This is a genomic window from Pseudonocardia sp. (assembly GCF_050246655.1).
Classification (GTDB): Bacteria; Actinomycetota; Actinomycetes; order Mycobacteriales; family Pseudonocardiaceae; genus Pseudonocardia.
The window spans coordinates 21,432-38,870 of sequence record NZ_JBFWVQ010000021.1 but is presented as its reverse complement, the minus strand read 5'-3'; the positions used below and the strand labels follow the sequence as shown (position 1 = coordinate 38,870).

Genomic DNA, 17,439 nt, shown 5'->3' with positions numbered 1-17,439 from the left:
TTTGAAGGAGTTCTCCTACCGTCGCTCCGCGGCGTCGGTGAGGTAGCGCTCGGCGTCCATGGCGGCCTGACACCCGGATCCCGCCGCGGTGATCGCCTGACGGTACGTCCGGTCGACGAGGTCGCCCGCGGCGAAGACGCCGGGAACGGTGGTTCTCGTGCTGCGGCCCTCGACCAGCACGTAGCCGTCGAGGTCGCACGCGAGGTGATCGCGCACGAGCTGTGATCGTGGCTCGTGCCCGATCGCCACGAACAGCGCGTCGACGGCGAGCGTCCGCTCCGCGCCCGTCCCCGTGTCGAGGGTGCGCACGCCGGTGACCCGGTCCGTGCCCAGCACGTCGGTCACCTGGACGTTCCAGACGAACTCGATCGACCCGTGGGCGAAGGCGCGTTCCTGCATGACCACGCTGGCGCGCAGCGCGGACCGCCGGTGCAGCACCAGCACCCTCGACGCGAAGCGCGTGAGGAACAGCGCCTCCTCCATCGCGGAGTCTCCCCCACCCACCACGGCCACGACCTTGTCCTGGAAGTAGGCGCCGTCGCAGGTGGCGCACCAGGAGACGCCCGATCCGCTGAGCCGCTGCTCGCCGGGCAGCCCCAGGCGGCGGTACGCCGATCCCATCGCCAGGATGACCGCGGCGCTCCGGTAGGACCGCCCCGTCGCGTCGACGACGGTCTTCACCGGACCCGCCAGCCGCAGGTCCACCGCGTCGTCGGGCACGACCGTGGCGCCGAAGCGCTGGGCCTGTTCGAGCATCTCCGACATCAGCTCCGGCCCCTGGATGCCGGCCTTGAACCCGGGGTAGTTCTCGACCTCAGTCGTGGTCATCAGCGCGCCGCCCCACTCGACGGAGCCGGCGACGACGGTGGTGTCCAGCTGCAGCGGTACCAGCGACGCCTCCTCAGCGAGGACGTGCGGGCGGGGAAGCTCACGCCGGCTGACCACGTCCGGCGACTTGCCGCCCAGCTCCAGGGACACCCGCTTCAGGTTCCCCGACGCCGCACGCACGACCTCCTGTCGTGCGCCCGGTGTCGGAGCCGCTGCGGCCGGCCGGCACCGGTACGGCCGTGCTGCGCGGCAGCCTCGCGCCGGACGGAGCGATCCTCAAGCAGTCGGCCGCGACGCGGGGTCGTCTTGCTCATGAAGAGGGCGCTCCCCCTGCGCATCGGCACCGGGACGGCGCGCTCGGCGTCGAACAGCGACGTCGACAGGTACCGGCCCTTCGGATCCGGGCAGTGCTCCAGCAGCCCGTCGCGGTGCGACCGCGGTGCCACCCGCAGGCACCCGTTCTCGACGGTGGCGTCGAAGACGGGCAGCCAGACCGTCACCATGTCCGTCTCGTCCGCCTCCTCGACGACGACCGAGGCGTCCTGGTGCCACGGCGTGCGGCCGACGAGGCCCTTGGCGCCGACGAACTCGGCGGGCATCGAGGACTGCGGGGGCTTGAGCCGGACGTGCTGGACGGGGTTGGAGTAGATCTCGGGCCCGATCAGCGACTCGATGGCGTCGAGCAGCGCGGGGGTGCGCAGCAGGGCGAACACCGCGCTGCTGAAGAAGCAGGGTTCGTCGGCCCGGACGTCGCCGCGCAGCGGCAGCGAGAAGTCGAAGTGCTGCGACCAGTCGCGGCGGGTCTGCTGGTACAGCCATGTCAGCGTCGCGCCGAAGGACAGGCCGGGCTCGGGCGGGTCGAGCTCGCCCGCGTCCACGAGGTCGCGGACGAGCTCGTCGAGGCGACCGGCGTAGTCGGCGACGATCGGGTCGAGATGGCGGTGCGGATCGATGATGTCCTCGACGACGACGTACCCGTCCTCGTCGAACCTCGTGCGCTGTTCGTCGGTCAGGCCGCTCATGACGCCGGTCCTGGCGGTCGACGGTTCACGATTGCGTCTCACCTCGATGTGCGTCGCAGCGGGGGCCCCCGCAGTCTCGGCCCGGTCGGTGCGATATGTCCAATATCTTGTTTGTAAGGATTCATAGTCTGGAGATATTGTCTGCGAGGTGCACCTCCGTCGGCTCCAGTACTTCGTCGCGGTCGCCGAGGAACTCAGCTTCACGCGGGCAGCGGCGCGCCTGCACATGGCCCAACCGCCGCTGAGCGTTCAGATCAAGGCGCTGGAGGCCGACCTGGGCGTCACCCTGTTCGACCGGACGAGCCGGTCGGTCACCCTCACCCCGGCCGGCCGCGCCCTGCTCACCGAGGCCCGGCGGGTGCTGCGTGAGATCGACGAGATGACCAGGATCGTGCAGGCCGCAGGCGACGGGAGCACCGGCAGGCTGGTGATCGGGTTCGTCCCGTCGGCGGCCAACCTCGCACTGCCGTACACACTGCGCCGCTACCGGCGCACCTACCCCCGGGTCGAGCTGAGCCTGCACGAACGCACCCCGGACACGATGATCCGGCAGATGCACGAGCGCCGGATCGACGTCGGCTTCCTGTACGCCCCCTTCGCCGACGACTCGCTCGCGTCGCAGTGCGCGAGCACCGAGGCGCTCGTGGCCGCGCTCCCCGAGCGCCACCCGCTCGCCGACGACCCGGTCGTCGACCTGAACGCGCTCACCCGCGAGCCGCTCATCCTGCCCGCCCAGTACGAGATCCCCGGTCTCTTCTCGCAGATCAGGCTCCTGCTCGAGCGGGCAGGGGCCACGCCCCCCGTCGTCCAGCGCGAGGTGTGGATGATCCAGACGATCATCGGCCTGGTCGCGGCCGAGATCGGGGTCGCCATCGTCCCGTCCTCGGTCGCGACCGTGCCCCGGCCGGGCGTGGTGTACCGGCAGATCGACCAGGCCTCGACGCCTGTCGAGCTCGTGATGGTGTGGCGTCGTGACAACCTCTCCCCGACGCTGCGCGGCTTCGTCGACTCGACCGCCGACGCTCCTCTGGACCTCGTCGAGATCCTCGATCCCCGGCTCGCGAGCCCGTTCGTCTGGTGAGCTCTGGTGAGCACGGCGCGGTGGCGCCGGACCGGACCGGGCTGTTCCGGAGGGACCTGCCCGACCGGGACGAGTAGCCGTGTGGACTTGGTCCATACGGGCGGAAGCCGCTGGAGTGCTCCCCTCCCTAGCGTCCCCGACGCGAAGACCGCGTCGATCCCCGGCCGGAGCCCTGACGAGGGCGCTCCACCTCCGGAGCCGACTCGCGGGCTGACGCGACCCACGTTCCCGTGAGGAGACGCCGATGCGTGTGCGTGACCAGGACATCCTGCTGCCCACCACCATGGTGGGGTCCTATCCCCGGCCGAACTGGCTCACCGGCAAGGTGTTCGGCGAGTTCGAGGAGCCCGATTTCATCAACTACCGCATCAAGGAGAACTACCTCGACGCGGTGCGGCTCTGCGTGGACGACCAGGTGCGGGCCGGCCTCGACGTGATCTGCGACGGCCAGCAGTACTTCGAGTCGGAGACCGGCCATGAGTACGGCCAGGTGTTCCACTTCTGGGGCCACCACCTGAAGGGGTTCTCCCGGCACGGGGAGCCCATCGCGATCGAGCTGTACAAGAAGTTCCACGCCCCGGCGATCATCGACGACGTCGAGTGGGTCCGCCCGGTCTACGCGCCGGTGCTCGAGGCCACCCAGTGGGCCGCGCGCGGGGCGCCCACCAAGATCGCCGTACAGGGGCCGCTGTTCCTCGCGTTCTGCTGCACCGACCGCCACTACGGTGACGAGATCAAGCCGCGGGCGATGGCGATCGCCAAGGCGTTCAACGCCGAGTTCCGGGACCTGGCCGCGCGCGGGGTGGACTGGATCCAGATCCACGAGCCGCTCACCTACTACGGCGAGGAGCCCTGGTACATCGACGTGCTCAACGCCGCCTTCGAGGGCGTGGACGCGCATCGGATCTGGCACATCTGCTACGGCAACCAGGGCGGCAACCCCGGGGTCGGAGAGCCGCGCGGGCAGGACATGTTCCCGTTCGCGTTCGAGGCCGACGTCGACGAGATCCACATCGAGACCATGCGCCGCGGGCCGGGCGACCTCGCCCATCTCAAGGACCTCCCGGAGCGCATGAGCCTGGGGGTGGGCGTGATCGACGTGAAGTGCACGGTCATCGAGACGCCGCAGGCGGTCGCCGACCGGCTGGTGGAGGCGTCCCAGTACGTGCCAGCCGACCGGATCACGGTCAGCACCGACTGCGGCCTGCTCAACCTCAAGCGCGAGCACGCGCAACGCAAGATCGAGGCGCTGGTCGAGGGCACGCGGCTGGCCCGCGAGATCCTCGCCGGCGGCTGACGACCGCTGCCCCGGCCGGTCGCGGGCGGCCCGCCGCCCCCCGCCCCGCCGCTCCCGCCGCGCGCGGTGCCCACGGTTCGCCCCCTCACGAAGAACCGCCCGGCCGAAGCAGGCCGGGCCGGACAGTCCGTCCGGCACCGGCGCACCGGTACCGTCTGCCGGGACGAAGGGGTCTTGCCGATGAGCGCGCATCCGGGCACCGCCGACCGCATCGTCGAGCCGGAGCCGATCCGCGGCGAGTCTGCTCCGCTCCCCGTGCACGGCCGCGTCGTCGACGGGATCGAGCGGCGCTGCCCCTGCGTCGCTCTCCCGCTGCGGCGCGGCCGGACGGACCGGGCCTGAGGGGCGGCGGTGGGGCGGGCGGGCGTCGGCGAGACGCACACCAACGGCAGCAGACCGGACCTGCCGGGCCCCGCTCCCCTGCCCGGCGCGGACGCCGGCTTGCGCGAGACGGTGGCCGGGCTCAACGCCGTCGTCCTGCTGGGCTCGTTCATGCACTCCGCGCCCAATGCCACGACGACGGCCGAGCTCGCGGCGGGCGGGCTCGCCGCGGTCACCCGGCTGCCGCTCGCCGCTGTCGCCTGGTACTCCGACGGCCCCGACGGACCGCTGGAGGTGACGGGCCGCTGCGCCGGCGAGCCGGGGATCCGACCGCAGGTGGTCGACGAGCTGAGCAGGCTGTGCCCTCGGCTGAACGCGCTGCGCCCCACCTGGTCCGAGGGCGCCGACGTGCCCGGTCCGCTCCGCCGGGCCGGCATCGACACGCTGTTCGCGCTGCCCCTTCGGGTGTCGACGCAGCTGCTGGGCTATCTCCTCGCCGGTGGGCAACGGCGGGCGATGCCGGGTGACCTGACGTTGGTGCAGGCCCTCGGCGCCCAGACCTCGACCGCGCTCTACGTCGCCCGCATCCGGGAGAGCGAGGAGCGCAGGGTCCATGCGCTCGGCGAGCTGGCCGGCGAGCTGGGCGCGCAGCGGGAGCTCCTCGCTCGGGCGCTCGCGCTGCAGGAGGAGCTCATCGACCTGGTGCTGCGCGGCAAGGACGCCCACACCGTCGTCGTCCATCTCGCCGACCGCATCGGGGCCCCGGTCTGGCTGCTCGACGCCGAGCGGCGGCTGCTGGCCCACGCCTACGGCGGGACCGGGATGGTCGCGGCGCCGCGGGCCTCGGAGCTGGCCCGGGTGCTCGCCGGTCACGACCCGGAGCACACGCCGCGGTCGGTCGAGCTCGGCACCACGGCCGGACTGCGCCCGTTCCTGGTCCAGAGCGTCGCCACGGACCGGGAGACGTTCGGCTACCTGATGGCCGGCTCGACCGACCTGGGCCCGGTGGACCACACGACGTTCCAGGGCGGCCGGCTGGTCCTCGCGCTGCGGCTGCTCATCGAACGCAGCGTCGCCGAGGCCGAGGAGCGGCTGGGGCGCGACCTGCTCCAGGACGTCCTGCTGGGGCGTGGCGACGGGACCGTCCCGGCCGCCCTGGCGGCCCGGCTCGGTCACCAGGGCGACGGCCCGGCCGTCGTGGTCGCGCTGCGCCCGAACGACCCCGGCGACACCGCGCGGGCCGCTCGCCGGGCGCTCGCCGTCGTGGGCGACGAGCTGCGGGCGGGCGACCGGGGGCTGGCCGGGATGATCGGGTCCGAGATCGTCGCGATCCTGCGCCCCGATGCCGTCGAGCGGTGCACGCGGCGCTTCCTCGAACGGGTGACGGCGGCGCTGCCCTCGGCCGCGCCGGCGATCGGCATCAGCGACACCCGCCCCGGGCTCGGCGACCTCGAACCCGCCTACCGGGAGGCGCTCGTCGCGGTGACCATGGCGCCGCGCTGCCCCGACCGCGTGGTGCGGTTCCTCGACCTGGGGCTGCACCGGCTGCTGTTCGACACCGCGCACGCCGACCGGGTCGACGAGCACGTCGACCGGTGGATCGGCAACCTGCTGCGCTACGACACCGAGCACGGAACGCGGCTCGTGGAGACCCTCGGCGCGTTCTTCGGCGGCGAGGGCCACCCCGCCACGGCCCGGCGCCTGGCCATCCACCCGTCGACGCTGAAGTACCGGCTCGGCCGGATCCGCGAGATCCTCGCCGTCGACCTCGGCCGGCCCGACATCCGGTTCAACGTCGAGCTGGCCCTGCGGCTGGCCGACGGGCTGCGCGCGATCGACGGTTCGCGACGGCGCGGCTGAGCCCGGGGAATCGCGCAGGCGGACGACGGCCCCGAGACGCTGCGATGTTCCGTCGAACCTGTCCGAGAGGGACACACGAATTCACTTCAACTATCTAGTCCGGACGGAGTAGGGCGGGTTGGTGGCTCGGTATCGTCAGCCCGGTCGAGAGGCTGCGCCATGACAATCCGAACCGACGATGCTCCCCCCGATCGATCGATCTCGCTCAAGTACGTGGTCCTCCGTCCGGGCGACCATGTCGGTGTGTTCTACCGTGGCGACAAGGAACGTGACGCGTTCTTGTTCCCCGTGATTGCGGATGCCATCGCGGCCAATTGCAGGGTGATCTACGTCTGCGACCGCGACGAACCGGAACTGGTCGCCGAGCAGCTGACCGCCGAGACCACCGAGGTCGACGGCGCCCTCGAACGCGGCCAGCTCCGGCTGATCGCGTCCCGGGACGCCTACCTCGCCACGGGCCACTTCGACCCCCACCGGATGGTGGCCTTCTACAAGCAGGCCGCCCAGGTGGGTCGCACCGCGAACCACCAGATCCCCTGCGTGATCGGGGAGATGAGCTGGAGTCTGCGGAGCTGCCCCGGCAGCGACCGGCTGATCGAGTACGAAGCCCTCTACGCGCGGGAGTTCGAGGACACCCCGGTGATCACGCTGTGCATGTACGACCTCGAGCAGACCCGCGGCGAGCAGATCTTCGACCTGCTGCGCCTGCATGGCAGGGTCGTGCTCAACGGCATCGAGATGCACAATCCGCGCGTCGCGACCCCGCTACTTCTCGACTGACGGTCGGCGACGACGACAACGCAGGTCCCCCGCCTCCGGAAAGGGGCGGGCGAAACGGCCACCGGCACCTCCCCGACACATCTTGCTCTCGTTTCCGCCGCCATTCACGATCGGTATCGACCCGCCCCGCCGGCCTTTCCGACCAGCGGGCGACCCTCGGTGCGCGACCACTTCTCTCGAAGGAGACATGTCATGAAGGTCCGAGGTCAGGACGTACTGCTGCCGGCGACGCTCGTCGGCGCCTATCCGCGGCCGATCTACATGGAGGGCAAGGTCTTTCCCGTCGGTGTGCACGAACCGGAGTTCGTGAGCTACCGGATGCGGGAGCTGTATCACCACGCCGTCTCGGCCGCCGTGCACGACATGCTCGACGTCGGCCTGGACATCGTTACCGACGGCGGCCAGTACTACGAGAACGAGACCGGCTACGAGTACGCCGAGCTCTTCCACGCCATGGCCCACAAGCTCGAGGGCTATGCAGGATACGGCGACCGCATCCAGGTCGGCGCGTTCGACCTGCCGATCTACAAGCCCACCGTGCTCGGTGACGTCGCGTGGCGACGGCCGGTGTACAAGCCGGTCATCGAGGCGGTCCGCGAGGTGAGCGACGCGCCGCTGAAGGTCAACGTCTCGCTCGGGCCGGCCACCCTCAGCGCATTGTCGACCGACCAGCACTACCACGATCTGAAGGCCCTCTCCCAGGATGTGGCCAAGGCGTACAACACGGAGTTCAAGGACCTCGAGCGCCGCGGGGTGGATCTGATCCAGATCACCGAGCCGCTCACGTTCTTCGAGCCCGAGGACTGGATCATCTCGGCGATCAACACGGCGTTCGACGGGGTGGACGCCTACAAGGTGGTGCACATCTGCTACGGCCACGAGGAAGGGCAGCCGGGCATTCTCGACCTGAAGGGCGACCGGCTGTTCCCGTGGGCGTTCGACCTGAACTGCAACCAGATCCACTTCCAGATGGCCAGCCACGAGTTCGCCGAGGTGGACTCGTTGCGGGGCTGGCCCGCGGACAAGGACCTCGGTGTGGGTGTGGTGGACATCGAGCTCCTGCGGGTGGAGACCCCGGAACAGATCGCCGGGTGGCTGCACCGGCTGTTCGGATCGGTGCCGCCGGAACAGGTGTCGGTGTCCACCGACTGCGGCATCGCGTCGATGCGACGCAACGTCGCGAAGGCCAAGCTCGCGGCCATCGTGAAGGGGCGCGATCTCGCCAGGGCCCAGCTCACCGGTAGCTGAGCGGCCCGAGTGGAGCGGCGGCGCGCGCCGCCGCTCCACTCGCGAGCCTTGCGACGAGCCTCGCTGTGGACGGCGGTGGCACAGCGCGGTGACACACGGGTGACACAGCGGTGGGGAGAAGGCGATGACGGGAAGGCTCACCGGCAAGGTCGCACTGATCACCGGTGCTGGCTCGGGCATCGGGCGGGTGGCGGCGGAGCTGTTCGCCGCGGAGGGTGCGGCGGTGGGCGTGCTCGACGTGCACGGCGATTCCGCCGAGCAGACCGCCGCCCACGTCGCCGCGCGGGGCGGACGCGCATCGGCGATCACGGCGGACGTCACCGCTGCCGCCGAGGTCGACGGGGCGCTCCATCGGCTCGTCGCGGAGTACGGCCGGCTCGACGTCCTGGTCAACAACGCGGCGATCGATCTGCAGGGTTCGATCACCACGGGTACCGAGGACGACTGGGACCGCTGCTTCGCCGTCAACGTGAAGGGGGTGTTCCTGTGCTCACGCGCCGCCGTGCCACATCTCACCGCCGCGGGCGGCGGGTCGATCGTCAACCATGCCTCCGTGGCCGGGCTGGTGGGCGTGCGGAACCTCGCGGCCTACTGCGCCTCCAAGGGTGCGGTCATCTCGCTGACCCGTGCGATGGCCCTGGATCTCGCGCCCGCCGGGATCCGCGTCAACGCCATCTGCCCGGGTGCGGTCCTCACCGGGATGATGGAGGACCTCATGCGGGCACGCGGCGGCGGGGACCTCGCGGCCGGCATGGCGGAGACCCTCGCGAAGTACCCGATCGGACGGCTCGGGCGTCCGGAGGACATCGCGAGCCTGGCGCTCCACCTGGCCGGTGACGCCGCGTCGTTCATGACCGGATCGATCATCACCGCCGACGGAGGAATGTCGGCCCAGTGAGATCGGCCCGGTGGGCCGTCCGCCCGGCGGCCCGGGACCAGCCGACTCCTCGCAGCGGGCAACTCGTCCGAGATTCTTGGTCCGACCTGGACGAAGGCCGGTGTGCTCGATTCTCGTAGAATTCAGTGGCATGGCTGACCACGAATCGTCGCTGAAAGGGTTCGACGGAGTACAGCCTCCGGTTCGCCTGACGGTACGTTGTCCGAAATGCGGGTACGAGCGAACGACCCTGGCATTGCACGCCGACGCCGTTCGGCGGGCCGGTGTGTGCGAGCGCTGCGGCGAATCCGTCGAGGTACTGGCGGCCGACGAGGTACACGATATCGGGTGTTCCTGCTGCGCTGCCCCGCGGCGCGGTCCGCGCAACACTTCCCGAAGGTAACGGACCCGGCTGTTCCGTCGAATGACAGCCACCCCACTCCCTGCGTAAGGAGACCGCTATGCGCGTGGGTGACCGCGATATCCTGCTCCCGACCATGACGATGGCCTATTCGAATCCGAGATGGTACGACTTCATCTCGGCCTCCTACAACGTCCCGTTCGGCGACCTGATCGAGGACCGGGTCGAGACGGAGGTCTTCAAGGACGGCATGTGGGCGGTGGTCGGCGACCTGGAACGGGCCGGCCTGGACGTCATCTCGGACAGCCGCACCTTCGCGGCAGGCAACTACTCCGACGTCGTCGTCTACTATTTCTTCCGGCTCACGGGACTGGTCCCCTACGGCCCGAACATCTCCGTCCCCCTGTACTCGACGCTGCATTCCCCGACGGTGATCGGAGACATCGCCCGAGCCGTCCCGATCATGCCGCCCATCGCGCACGCGCTCACCGAACTGACCGACGCGCCCCTGAAGATCCAGTGGTCGGCCGCCGGCACGCTCACCGGTCTGTCGGCCGACAAGCACTACGGCAGCGACCGGGACCGTGCGATGGCCATCGCCGCGGCGCTGAACGAGGACATCCTCGAGACCGAGTCGATCGAGCAGGTGAAGATCCTGCAGCTCGACGAGTGGTTCTGGCCGTACCAGTTCGAGGACTGGAGCATCGACGTCTTCAACCGCACCGTGCGGGACGTGCAGAACGCCCGGGTGATGGTCCACCTCTGCGTCGGGAACTACCGCGGCGGCCGCGGCTACCGTCCGGACAGCACCGCGGTTCCCGGTCAGGGCGCCTTCGACCTGCACGCCCGGCACGGCGAGAGCCTCGTCTACGAGTCGGTCATCCCGAAGGTCTACGAGGCCAACATCGACATCCTGAACCTCCAGGTCATCGAGGAGGCCGACTACGGGGTGCTGAAGGCGCTGCAGGCCCACCCGTTGCCGGACGGCATGGACTTCGTCGCCGGCGTCATCGATCCCAAGTCGACCTACGTGGAGACCCCGGAGGAGGTCGCCGGTCGGATCGGGCGGGTTCTGGATGTGGTCCCGGCCGAGCGGGTCGGCCTCACCACGGGCTGCGGCCTCAAGAACCTGCCGCGGCTCACGGCCTACCAGAAGATCCGCTCGCTCGCCGACGGCGCGCAGCTCGCTCGGGACCGGCTGGGCAGCCCCGCTTCGACGCTGTAGCCCGTCGGCCGGCCACGCGCCGTCACCAGCTCCGGTTGGCCAGGGGACGGGCGGGCGACGGTGGTGCTTCTGCGATCACGGTGAGGTTCGGGGGCACGCGGCAGAACCTAGACGGGGCGGCGGGCCGGGGAACACGTCCCGGTGAGCCGAAAGAGCGGTGTGCCGTTGCGCTCGCCGCGACGAGGTCCACCCCGCGGCACGACGCGTTCCGCGGTGCCGAGCGCGCCGGGCCCGGGTGGGCGTGGCGGGACCCGCGCTCCCGCGTGAGGATGGGGCCCGTGCTCGACGCGACGTTGCGCTGGCGGGGCCAGCAGGTGCGCTGGACCCGGCGCGGGACGGGCCCGCCGGTCGTGTTCTGTCACGGCACGCCCTGGTCGTCGGCGGTGTGGGCGCCGATCGCGGACGCGCTCGGTCCGGACGTCACCACCTACCTGTGGGACATGCCCGGCTACGGCAGCTCCACGATGGCCGACGGCCAGGACGTCTCGCTCGCAGCGCAGGGCGAGCTGCTCGCGGCGCTGGTGGCGCACTGGGGCCTGGACCGGCCCGACGTCGTCGCGCACGACATCGGCGGTGCGGTGGCGCTGCGGGCGCACCTGCTGCACGGTGCGGCCTACCGGTCGCTCGCGCTCGTGGACGTCGTCGCGCTCGCCCCGTGGGGTTCGGAGTTCTTCCGCCTCGTGGGACGGCACGCGGACGTGTTCGCGCAGGTCCCGCACCCGCTGCACGAGGCGCTCGTCCGGGCCTACATCGCCGGAGCGGCCCACCGGCCGCTGCCCGCGGCCGTCCACGACGCGCTCGCCGCCCCGTGGCTCGGCGAGCGCGGCCGGGCGGCGTTCTACCGCCAGATCGCGCAGGCCGACCAGCGGCACACCGACGAGATCGAGCCGCTCTACCCGTCGATCGACCTGCCGACGATCGTCGTGTGGGGTGCGCAGGACCGGTGGATCCCCGCCGACCGGGCGCAGCGTCTCGCCGGGCTCGTCCCGGGTGCGGAGCTGGTGCTCCTCCCGGACGCGGGCCACCTCGTCCAGGTCGACGCTCCCGCAGCGCTCACCGCGACGCTGCAACGCTGGCTGCTGCGGCGCCGCTGAACCCGGGGACGGTGCCGGGGCCGGGCGCACCGTCAGAAGTGCCGGGTCAGCTCCCCGAACCCGGCCAGGTGCAGCACGCCCGCGTCGTCCGGGTCGATCTCGGCGTGCTCCAGGGACCACGTCCACGCGTTCGGGATGAACACCGCCCGCCAGCCGGCCTCGCGCGCGGCGAGGATGTCCGAGCGCGGCGAGTTGCCGATCATCCACGTGCGGCCCGGGTCCAGCGCGTGCGCGGAGCCGAGCTCGCGGTAGGTGGTGGGCTCCTTCTCCGCGACGATGTGCACGCTCGTGAAATGGTGGGCGAGCCCGGACGCGTCGATCTTGCGCTGCTGCTCGGTGGGCTGCCCCTTCGTCATCAGCCGCAGGTCGTGGCGGGTGGCGAGATCGGCGAGGGTCTCGGCGACCTCCGGGATCAGCTCCACCTGGTGGTCGGCGAGCCGCGCCCCCAGCGCGGCGATGTCGCGCGCCTCCGCGTCCGATGCGGGCCGCTGCACCAGCCGCTCGAAGCACTCGTGCAGGCTGCGCAGGAAGCTCGCGCTCCCGTAGCCGTGGACGCCGATGTTGGCGCGCTCCACGTCGTTGAGGATGCGGCGGATCTCGCCGTGGTCCAGCGTGGGATGGGCGAGCCACGCCAGCCAGTCCGCGACCACCCGCTCGAAGAGCACGTTGTTCTCCCACAGGGTGTCGTCGGCGTCGAAGACGAGGGTGTGGCGCACGAGTCGATTCTCGCTCTCAGGGACCGAGGTCCCACAGCAGCCGGTAGTAGGTGGTGCGTTCCGGATCGGGGGCGACGCCGTAGGCGTCCAGCAGGGCGCCGGTCCAGCTCGGACCGTAGTTCCACTCGGTGCTCCAGGTGGCGACGGCGATGTCGGCCCATCGGTCCGCGACGCCGAGGCAGTCCAGGTCGACGTGCGCGAGCCACCGGCCGTCGTCGTGCAGGAGCGTGTTGGGGGCGCAGGCGTCGCCGTGGCAGACGACGAGCCGGTCCACCGGCGGTGGCTCGGCGATCCGGCGCAGCGCCTCGGCGGCGGTGAGCCCGGCGTGGTCGGCGTGCCAGCGCGACGGGTCCGGCACCGCCGCCGCGATCCGCTCCGCTGCCGACCAGGTGAACGGGCATTCCGCCACGGGCAGCGCGTCGTGCATCGCGCGCAGCCCGCTCCCGATCGCGGCGACGGCCGTGGCCGGCTCGGCGAGCCAGCGGTCCGCGATCGCGCTCTCCCCTGGCAGCGCCGCCGTGACCAGCCACGATCCCCTGTCGTCCGACCCGTGGTCGAGCACGCGCGGCACCGGGGTGAACGCCCACGCCCACTCCAGGCGCGCGACCTCCCCCGCGACGTCGAGACCGCGCCCGACCGCGTCGGGCGGCGTCCACTTCACGTACCGGTCCCCCACCGAGTAGGTGCGGCCGCCGATCTCGTTCACCCAGACCTCCCGGACCGGGTGGGCATCGGCGAGGGCACGCACGACCGCGGGGATCACAGGGATCACGAGGCCTCTTCTACCAGCGGGCAGCCTGCCCGCGCCCCCGAATTCCCGGTGTGGCGGACGGCGCAGCCGGCGCGCGGCGGAACCGACCTAGGCTCGGGTGGTGACCGCCGCCGACGTCGTCCTCCTGGTCGTGGCCGGCTTCGGGGCCGGGCTGAGCGGGTCGATGGCGGGCCTGGCGTCGCTGGTCTCCTACCCCGCGCTGCTCGCAGTCGGCCTGCCAGCGGTCGCCGCGAACGTCACGAACACGGTGGCGCTCACCGCGAACGCGGTGGGCGCCGCGGCGTCGTCGCGGGTGGAGCTGTCCGGGCAGAGCGCGCGCCTGCTGCGGTTCGCGCCGGTCGTGCTGGTCGGGGGTGCGACGGGGGCATGGCTGCTGCTCGTGACGCCACCGGGGGCGTTCGAGCGGATCGTGCCGGTGCTGATCGCCGCGGCGTCGCTGGTGCTGCTCCTGCAGCCCCGGCTGCGGCCCGCCGCCCATCCGGGCACGTCCCCGTCCCGGACGGGCGCGGTGTGGGTCGGCATCTGCGTGTTCGCGGTCGCGGTGTACGGCGGCTACTTCGGCGCGGCCGCGGGCGTACTCCTGCTCGCCCTGCTCATGGTCGGGCTGCCCGTCTCGCTGCTGCAGGGCAACGCGCTCAAGAACATCCTGCTCGGCGTCGCGAACGCGGTGGCAGCCATCGCGTTCGCCCTGCTCGGGCCCGTGGACTGGGTCGCGGCGGCGGCGCTCGCTGCCGGCGTGCTCGCCGGTGGGTACCTCGGCCCCGCCGTCGCCCGCCGGGTGCCCACCGCGGCCCTGCGGATCGGGATCGGGCTCGCCGGGCTGGCCCTCGCGGTGGTGCTGGCGGTCGACACGTACTGACTGCCCAGGGGCCGAGGTCGCCGGGAGCCTCAGCGGGCGGGCTGCATCCGCCGCCGCACCCCGTCGCGGGCCGTCCGGCTCACCGCCGACACCCCCGCCTCCAGGGGCCCGCGCCCGCCGGAGAGCCGCACCGCGACCCCGACCGCCACCGCCCCGGCGACGTGCGCGACGAACACGGCAGGGCGCTGCGCCCCCACCGCGGGATGCGCAGCGAGGAGCATGACGTGCAGCACGTAGAGGGTGAGCGGGATCGCGCCCACCGCAGCCGGCACCCAGGCGATCGCCGGTGCGTACCGGGCGAGCAGGAGCATCGCGCCGAGGACGGCGAGCGCGCTGCCGGTGGTGTTCGCGAGATCCAGCGGCGTCCCGGAGTGGGGGGTGTCGACGGCGAGCCACCACCACGTGTCGGTCGGCGCGACACCGTAGAGGAACGAGCCGCCCTCCCGCACCGCTCCCCCGCTGGCCGCGACCAGGACCGACGACGCCGTCATCGCGGCCGCCGCCAGCGCCGCCCCACCGCCGAGCAGCCACCAGGCCGTCGCCGGTCGCCGCAGGTCCGCCCGCCCGACGGCCATCCCGGCCAGCAGGTACGTGGTCCAGGTCAGCACCGGGTAGAAGCCGGTGAGCGCCAGGTGCGCGAAGAGCTCCCCCGGGTCGACCAACGCGGCGAGTCCGGCCTGGTCCGGGGTCGCCGTCCGTCCGGGGCGCAGGACGTGGCTCACGACGGGCGTCACCACGCACGCCACCACCGCGCCCGCCGCGAGGACCCCGACCCGCAGCGGCAGGAGCGGGATCGCGACGGCGAACAGCAACCCGTAGAACGCGAGGATCACGAGCACCGGTGGGTCGAGCTCCACCAGGAGCAGGCCGATCGCCGCGATCAGCACCGCGCGGACGGCGAGGCCCACCGCGGCCGGGAGCAGCTCACCGCCCCTCGGCGGGCGCATCCCGCCGGTCGACAGCGCGATGCCCACCCCGGCCACCACCGCGAAGAGCGCCGACGCCCGGCCGTGGGCGAGCACCTCGGTGAGCGTCGGCTCGCCGCCGTCGCGCAGCAGCAGCGTGTGCGTCGCGACCATCCCGACGAGGGCGGCACCGCGGGCCGCATCGACGCCGGCGAGGCGCCCTGCGGGTGCCCGGTCGACCCCGGCCGCCGGGTGCGCCCGGTGCGCACCGCCGGCCCGGTGCGTGCGGCCCGGGTCGGCGTTCGGATCGAGGGGGCCCCCGGTCACCGCGGCGCGGGCGCGGGGCTCTGCGGTGCGGCGCGGTCCAGCCACGCCGTCAGCGCCGCGTGCACCTCCGGCAGCGACGGCCGCTGCCGCGGGTCCGTCGCGAGTGCGGCCCGCAGGAGGGCCCCGTGTGCGGTGCGCTGCGGCAGGTGGGTGAGCGGTGCGCCGGTGGCGGCGGCCCGGAGACCGGACTGGACGTCGGTCCGGCCGCCGCGGGGCGGGTGTCCGGTCATCGCGTACGACAGCGTGGCCGCGAGCTGCCAGGCGTCCGACGCCGGCGTGGCGGAGCCGCCGCCCGCGACCTCGGGGGCGAGGAAGTCCGGGGTACCGAGGATCCAGCCCGCGAGGGTCAGCGTGGCGTCGCCGCTGGTGCGGGCGATGCCGAAGTCGATGAGATGCGCCCGCCCCGCCTCGTCCACGATGACGTTGCCCGGCTTCACGTCGCGGTGCAGCACGCCGCGGCGGTGCGCGGCACCGAGACCGTCCGCGAGCGCGGCCCAGACCCGCGCGGCGACGACGTCGTCCAGCACACCATGGTCCCGCACGTGCTGGGCGAGCGAGCTGCCCGCCACGTACTCCATGACGATGACGAGGCCGTCCATCTCGGCGAGCCCCGCGTCGCTGCGGGCGTGGACGAGGTCGAAGATCCGCACGCAGCTGGGATGGCCGGCCGCGGCGAGGGCCTTCGCCTCGCGCCGGATGCGCTCCTCGGTGTCGTCGTCCGGGGCGTGGGCGGCCTTGAGCGCGACGAGGTGGCCGCGGCGCGCGTCCTCGGCGAGCCACACCCGCCCGAACCCGCCCGCGCCGAGGCGGCGGACGAGCCGGAACCGGGGCGTGCCGTCCGCCTTCGGGCCGCCCTGCGTGACCGCGCGGGTCGGGCCCAGCGGCCTGCGCTGCTCCGAGAGCAGCAGGGTGGGGCGGCGGGGCGCACCCGCGGGGGCGCGCTCGGGCGCCAGCACGACCGGTGCGGCGGGGGTGCGGGCGGCGAACCGCTCGGCGAGCCGGTCGCTCACGCGGCGGGCTTGCGGGGAGACCCGCTCCTGCCAGCCCTTGCGGACCCCCTGCTTCAGGTCGGCGGCACGCACGGCGACGGCAGGCCGCGCCGGGGCGGGCGTCCGGACGGGGCCGGCAGTGGGTCGGGGGGCCGCGGGTTGGGCGGCAGGAGGTGGCAGCGGGACGGGATCGGGCACGCGGGGCCGGGCCGGTGCGGGCCGGGCGACGAGCGCAACGAGCACGCCGGCCAGCGCGCCCCCGCTCATCCCGAGCCACAGGTGCGCCGACGAGCCCGCCGGGGACCCGGCGGCCAGGAACGGCAGCGCGAGCAGCGGGAGCCAGAAGAGCTTCACGGCCCAGCGCGGGCCGCCGCGCAGCGCCAGCCGCGCGGCACCGCCCGCGAAGAGGGCCGTGAACAGGGGCAGCAGCGTGAACGCCAGCACCACCATGGCGAGCAGCAGCGGCCGGTCGGGGCTGAACGCGGCGCTGACGGTCGATCCGCCCAGGTAGGCGTCCTGGTCGACGCCGAAGCACTCGGCGCGGCCGAGGTCACGCAGGTCGGCCCGCGCGAGGCCGGGCACCCCGTCGCCTGCGGCGGCCGCGGCGAACACCTGCCCGGCGGCGACGAACGCGAGCCAGGGCAGCAGCGCCGCGGTGACCAGCCCGGCCACGGCCGGAGCGAGGCCGTCCCCCGCGTGGCGGCGCAGCCGCGCCCCCAGCACGGCGCCGAGGGCCGGGAGCAGCCCGACGGCCAGGCCGAGCACCGTCGTGGCCCAGGCCCAGCCACCCGGGCAGAACTCGGGTGCGACCGTCGCACGGAGCACGGCCAGCAGTTCGGCGACCAGCGCGCTGAGCGCGTCCACCGTTCCCCTTCCC

15 protein-coding genes and 2 pseudogenes are annotated in these 17,439 nt (G+C 72.8%); 11 read left to right on the top strand and 6 right to left on the bottom strand.

The window, feature by feature from the left end:
• Positions 1–15 precede the first annotated feature (15 nt).
• Positions 16–972 (bottom strand): NAD(P)/FAD-dependent oxidoreductase, encoded by a 957-nt coding sequence (locus tag AB7J25_RS10080; protein ID WP_428507511.1) that lies wholly within the window; start codon positions 970–972, stop codon positions 16–18.
• 47 nt (positions 973–1,019) lie between these two features.
• On the opposite strand from AB7J25_RS10080, the pseudogene AB7J25_RS10075 reads away from it, so the two are divergent.
• Positions 1,020–1,088 (top strand): annotated as a pseudogene (locus tag AB7J25_RS10075) (hypothetical protein); the annotation flags it as partial.
• 102 nt (positions 1,089–1,190) lie between these two features.
• Here AB7J25_RS10075 and AB7J25_RS10070 read toward each other — a convergent pair.
• Positions 1,191–1,850, bottom strand: a pseudogene (locus tag AB7J25_RS10070) (phytanoyl-CoA dioxygenase family protein); the annotation flags it as partial.
• Positions 1,851–1,998: 148 nt separating this feature from the next.
• Between AB7J25_RS10070 and AB7J25_RS10065 the strand changes: the two are divergent.
• From AB7J25_RS10065 to AB7J25_RS10025, 9 genes are all read left to right on the top strand, one after another.
• The gene (locus tag AB7J25_RS10065; RefSeq protein ID WP_428507456.1) at positions 1,999–2,931 is read left to right on the top strand and encodes a LysR substrate-binding domain-containing protein; all 933 of its coding nucleotides are present in this window, start codon (positions 1,999–2,001) and stop codon (positions 2,929–2,931) included.
• Positions 2,932–3,175: 244 nt separating this feature from the next.
• Positions 3,176–4,228, top strand: coding sequence for a hypothetical protein (locus AB7J25_RS10060; protein ID WP_428507454.1), 1,053 nt, complete (start codon positions 3,176–3,178; stop codon positions 4,226–4,228).
• Positions 4,229–4,408: 180 nt separating this feature from the next.
• A complete protein-coding gene (locus AB7J25_RS10055; RefSeq protein ID WP_428507452.1) occupies positions 4,409–4,570 on the top strand; it encodes a hypothetical protein in 162 nt (53 codons plus the stop codon).
• 9 nt (positions 4,571–4,579) lie between these two features.
• Positions 4,580–6,409, top strand: coding sequence for a PucR family transcriptional regulator (locus tag AB7J25_RS10050; RefSeq protein ID WP_428507450.1), 1,830 nt, complete (start codon positions 4,580–4,582; stop codon positions 6,407–6,409).
• A gap of 159 nt (positions 6,410–6,568) precedes the next feature.
• Positions 6,569–7,189 (top strand): MEDS domain-containing protein, encoded by a 621-nt coding sequence (locus AB7J25_RS10045; protein ID WP_428507448.1) that lies wholly within the window; start codon positions 6,569–6,571, stop codon positions 7,187–7,189.
• Positions 7,190–7,381: 192 nt separating this feature from the next.
• Positions 7,382–8,437, top strand: a complete 1,056-nt coding sequence (locus tag AB7J25_RS10040; protein ID WP_428507446.1) for a hypothetical protein — start codon at positions 7,382–7,384, stop codon at positions 8,435–8,437.
• A gap of 124 nt (positions 8,438–8,561) precedes the next feature.
• On the top strand, positions 8,562–9,335 hold the full coding sequence (locus tag AB7J25_RS10035) for an SDR family NAD(P)-dependent oxidoreductase (protein WP_428507444.1): 774 nt from the start codon (positions 8,562–8,564) through the stop codon (positions 9,333–9,335).
• Positions 9,336–9,781: 446 nt separating this feature from the next.
• Positions 9,782–10,900 (top strand): 2-hydroxypropyl-CoM lyase, encoded by a 1,119-nt coding sequence (locus AB7J25_RS10030; protein ID WP_428507442.1) that lies wholly within the window; start codon positions 9,782–9,784, stop codon positions 10,898–10,900.
• Positions 10,901–11,169: 269 nt separating this feature from the next.
• Positions 11,170–11,994 (top strand): alpha/beta fold hydrolase, encoded by an 825-nt coding sequence (locus AB7J25_RS10025; protein ID WP_428507440.1) that lies wholly within the window; start codon positions 11,170–11,172, stop codon positions 11,992–11,994.
• Positions 11,995–12,026: 32 nt separating this feature from the next.
• Here AB7J25_RS10025 and AB7J25_RS10020 read toward each other — a convergent pair whose 3' ends face one another.
• Positions 12,027–12,710 carry an HAD family hydrolase gene (locus AB7J25_RS10020; RefSeq protein ID WP_428507438.1) on the bottom strand — a complete coding sequence of 228 codons (684 nt, stop codon included), beginning with the start codon at positions 12,708–12,710 and terminating at the stop codon, positions 12,027–12,029.
• Between the two features lie 16 nt (positions 12,711–12,726).
• On the bottom strand, positions 12,727–13,482 hold the full coding sequence (locus AB7J25_RS10015) for a phosphotransferase (RefSeq protein ID WP_428507436.1): 756 nt from the start codon (positions 13,480–13,482) through the stop codon (positions 12,727–12,729).
• 100 nt (positions 13,483–13,582) lie between these two features.
• On the opposite strand from AB7J25_RS10015, the gene AB7J25_RS10010 reads away from it, so the two are divergent.
• On the top strand, positions 13,583–14,341 hold the full coding sequence (locus tag AB7J25_RS10010; RefSeq protein ID WP_428507434.1) for a sulfite exporter TauE/SafE family protein: 759 nt from the start codon (positions 13,583–13,585) through the stop codon (positions 14,339–14,341).
• A 29-nt stretch (positions 14,342–14,370) separates the two neighbouring features.
• Here AB7J25_RS10010 and AB7J25_RS10005 read toward each other — a convergent pair whose 3' ends face one another.
• Positions 14,371–15,573, bottom strand: a complete 1,203-nt coding sequence (locus AB7J25_RS10005) for a heparan-alpha-glucosaminide N-acetyltransferase domain-containing protein (RefSeq protein ID WP_428507432.1) — start codon at positions 15,571–15,573, stop codon at positions 14,371–14,373.
• Positions 15,570–17,426 carry a serine/threonine-protein kinase gene (locus AB7J25_RS10000; protein WP_428507430.1) on the bottom strand — a complete coding sequence of 619 codons (1,857 nt, stop codon included), beginning with the start codon at positions 17,424–17,426 and terminating at the stop codon, positions 15,570–15,572. Before AB7J25_RS10000 ends, AB7J25_RS10005 begins: the two co-directional genes overlap by 4 nt.
• Between the last annotated feature and the right edge of the window lie 13 nt (positions 17,427–17,439).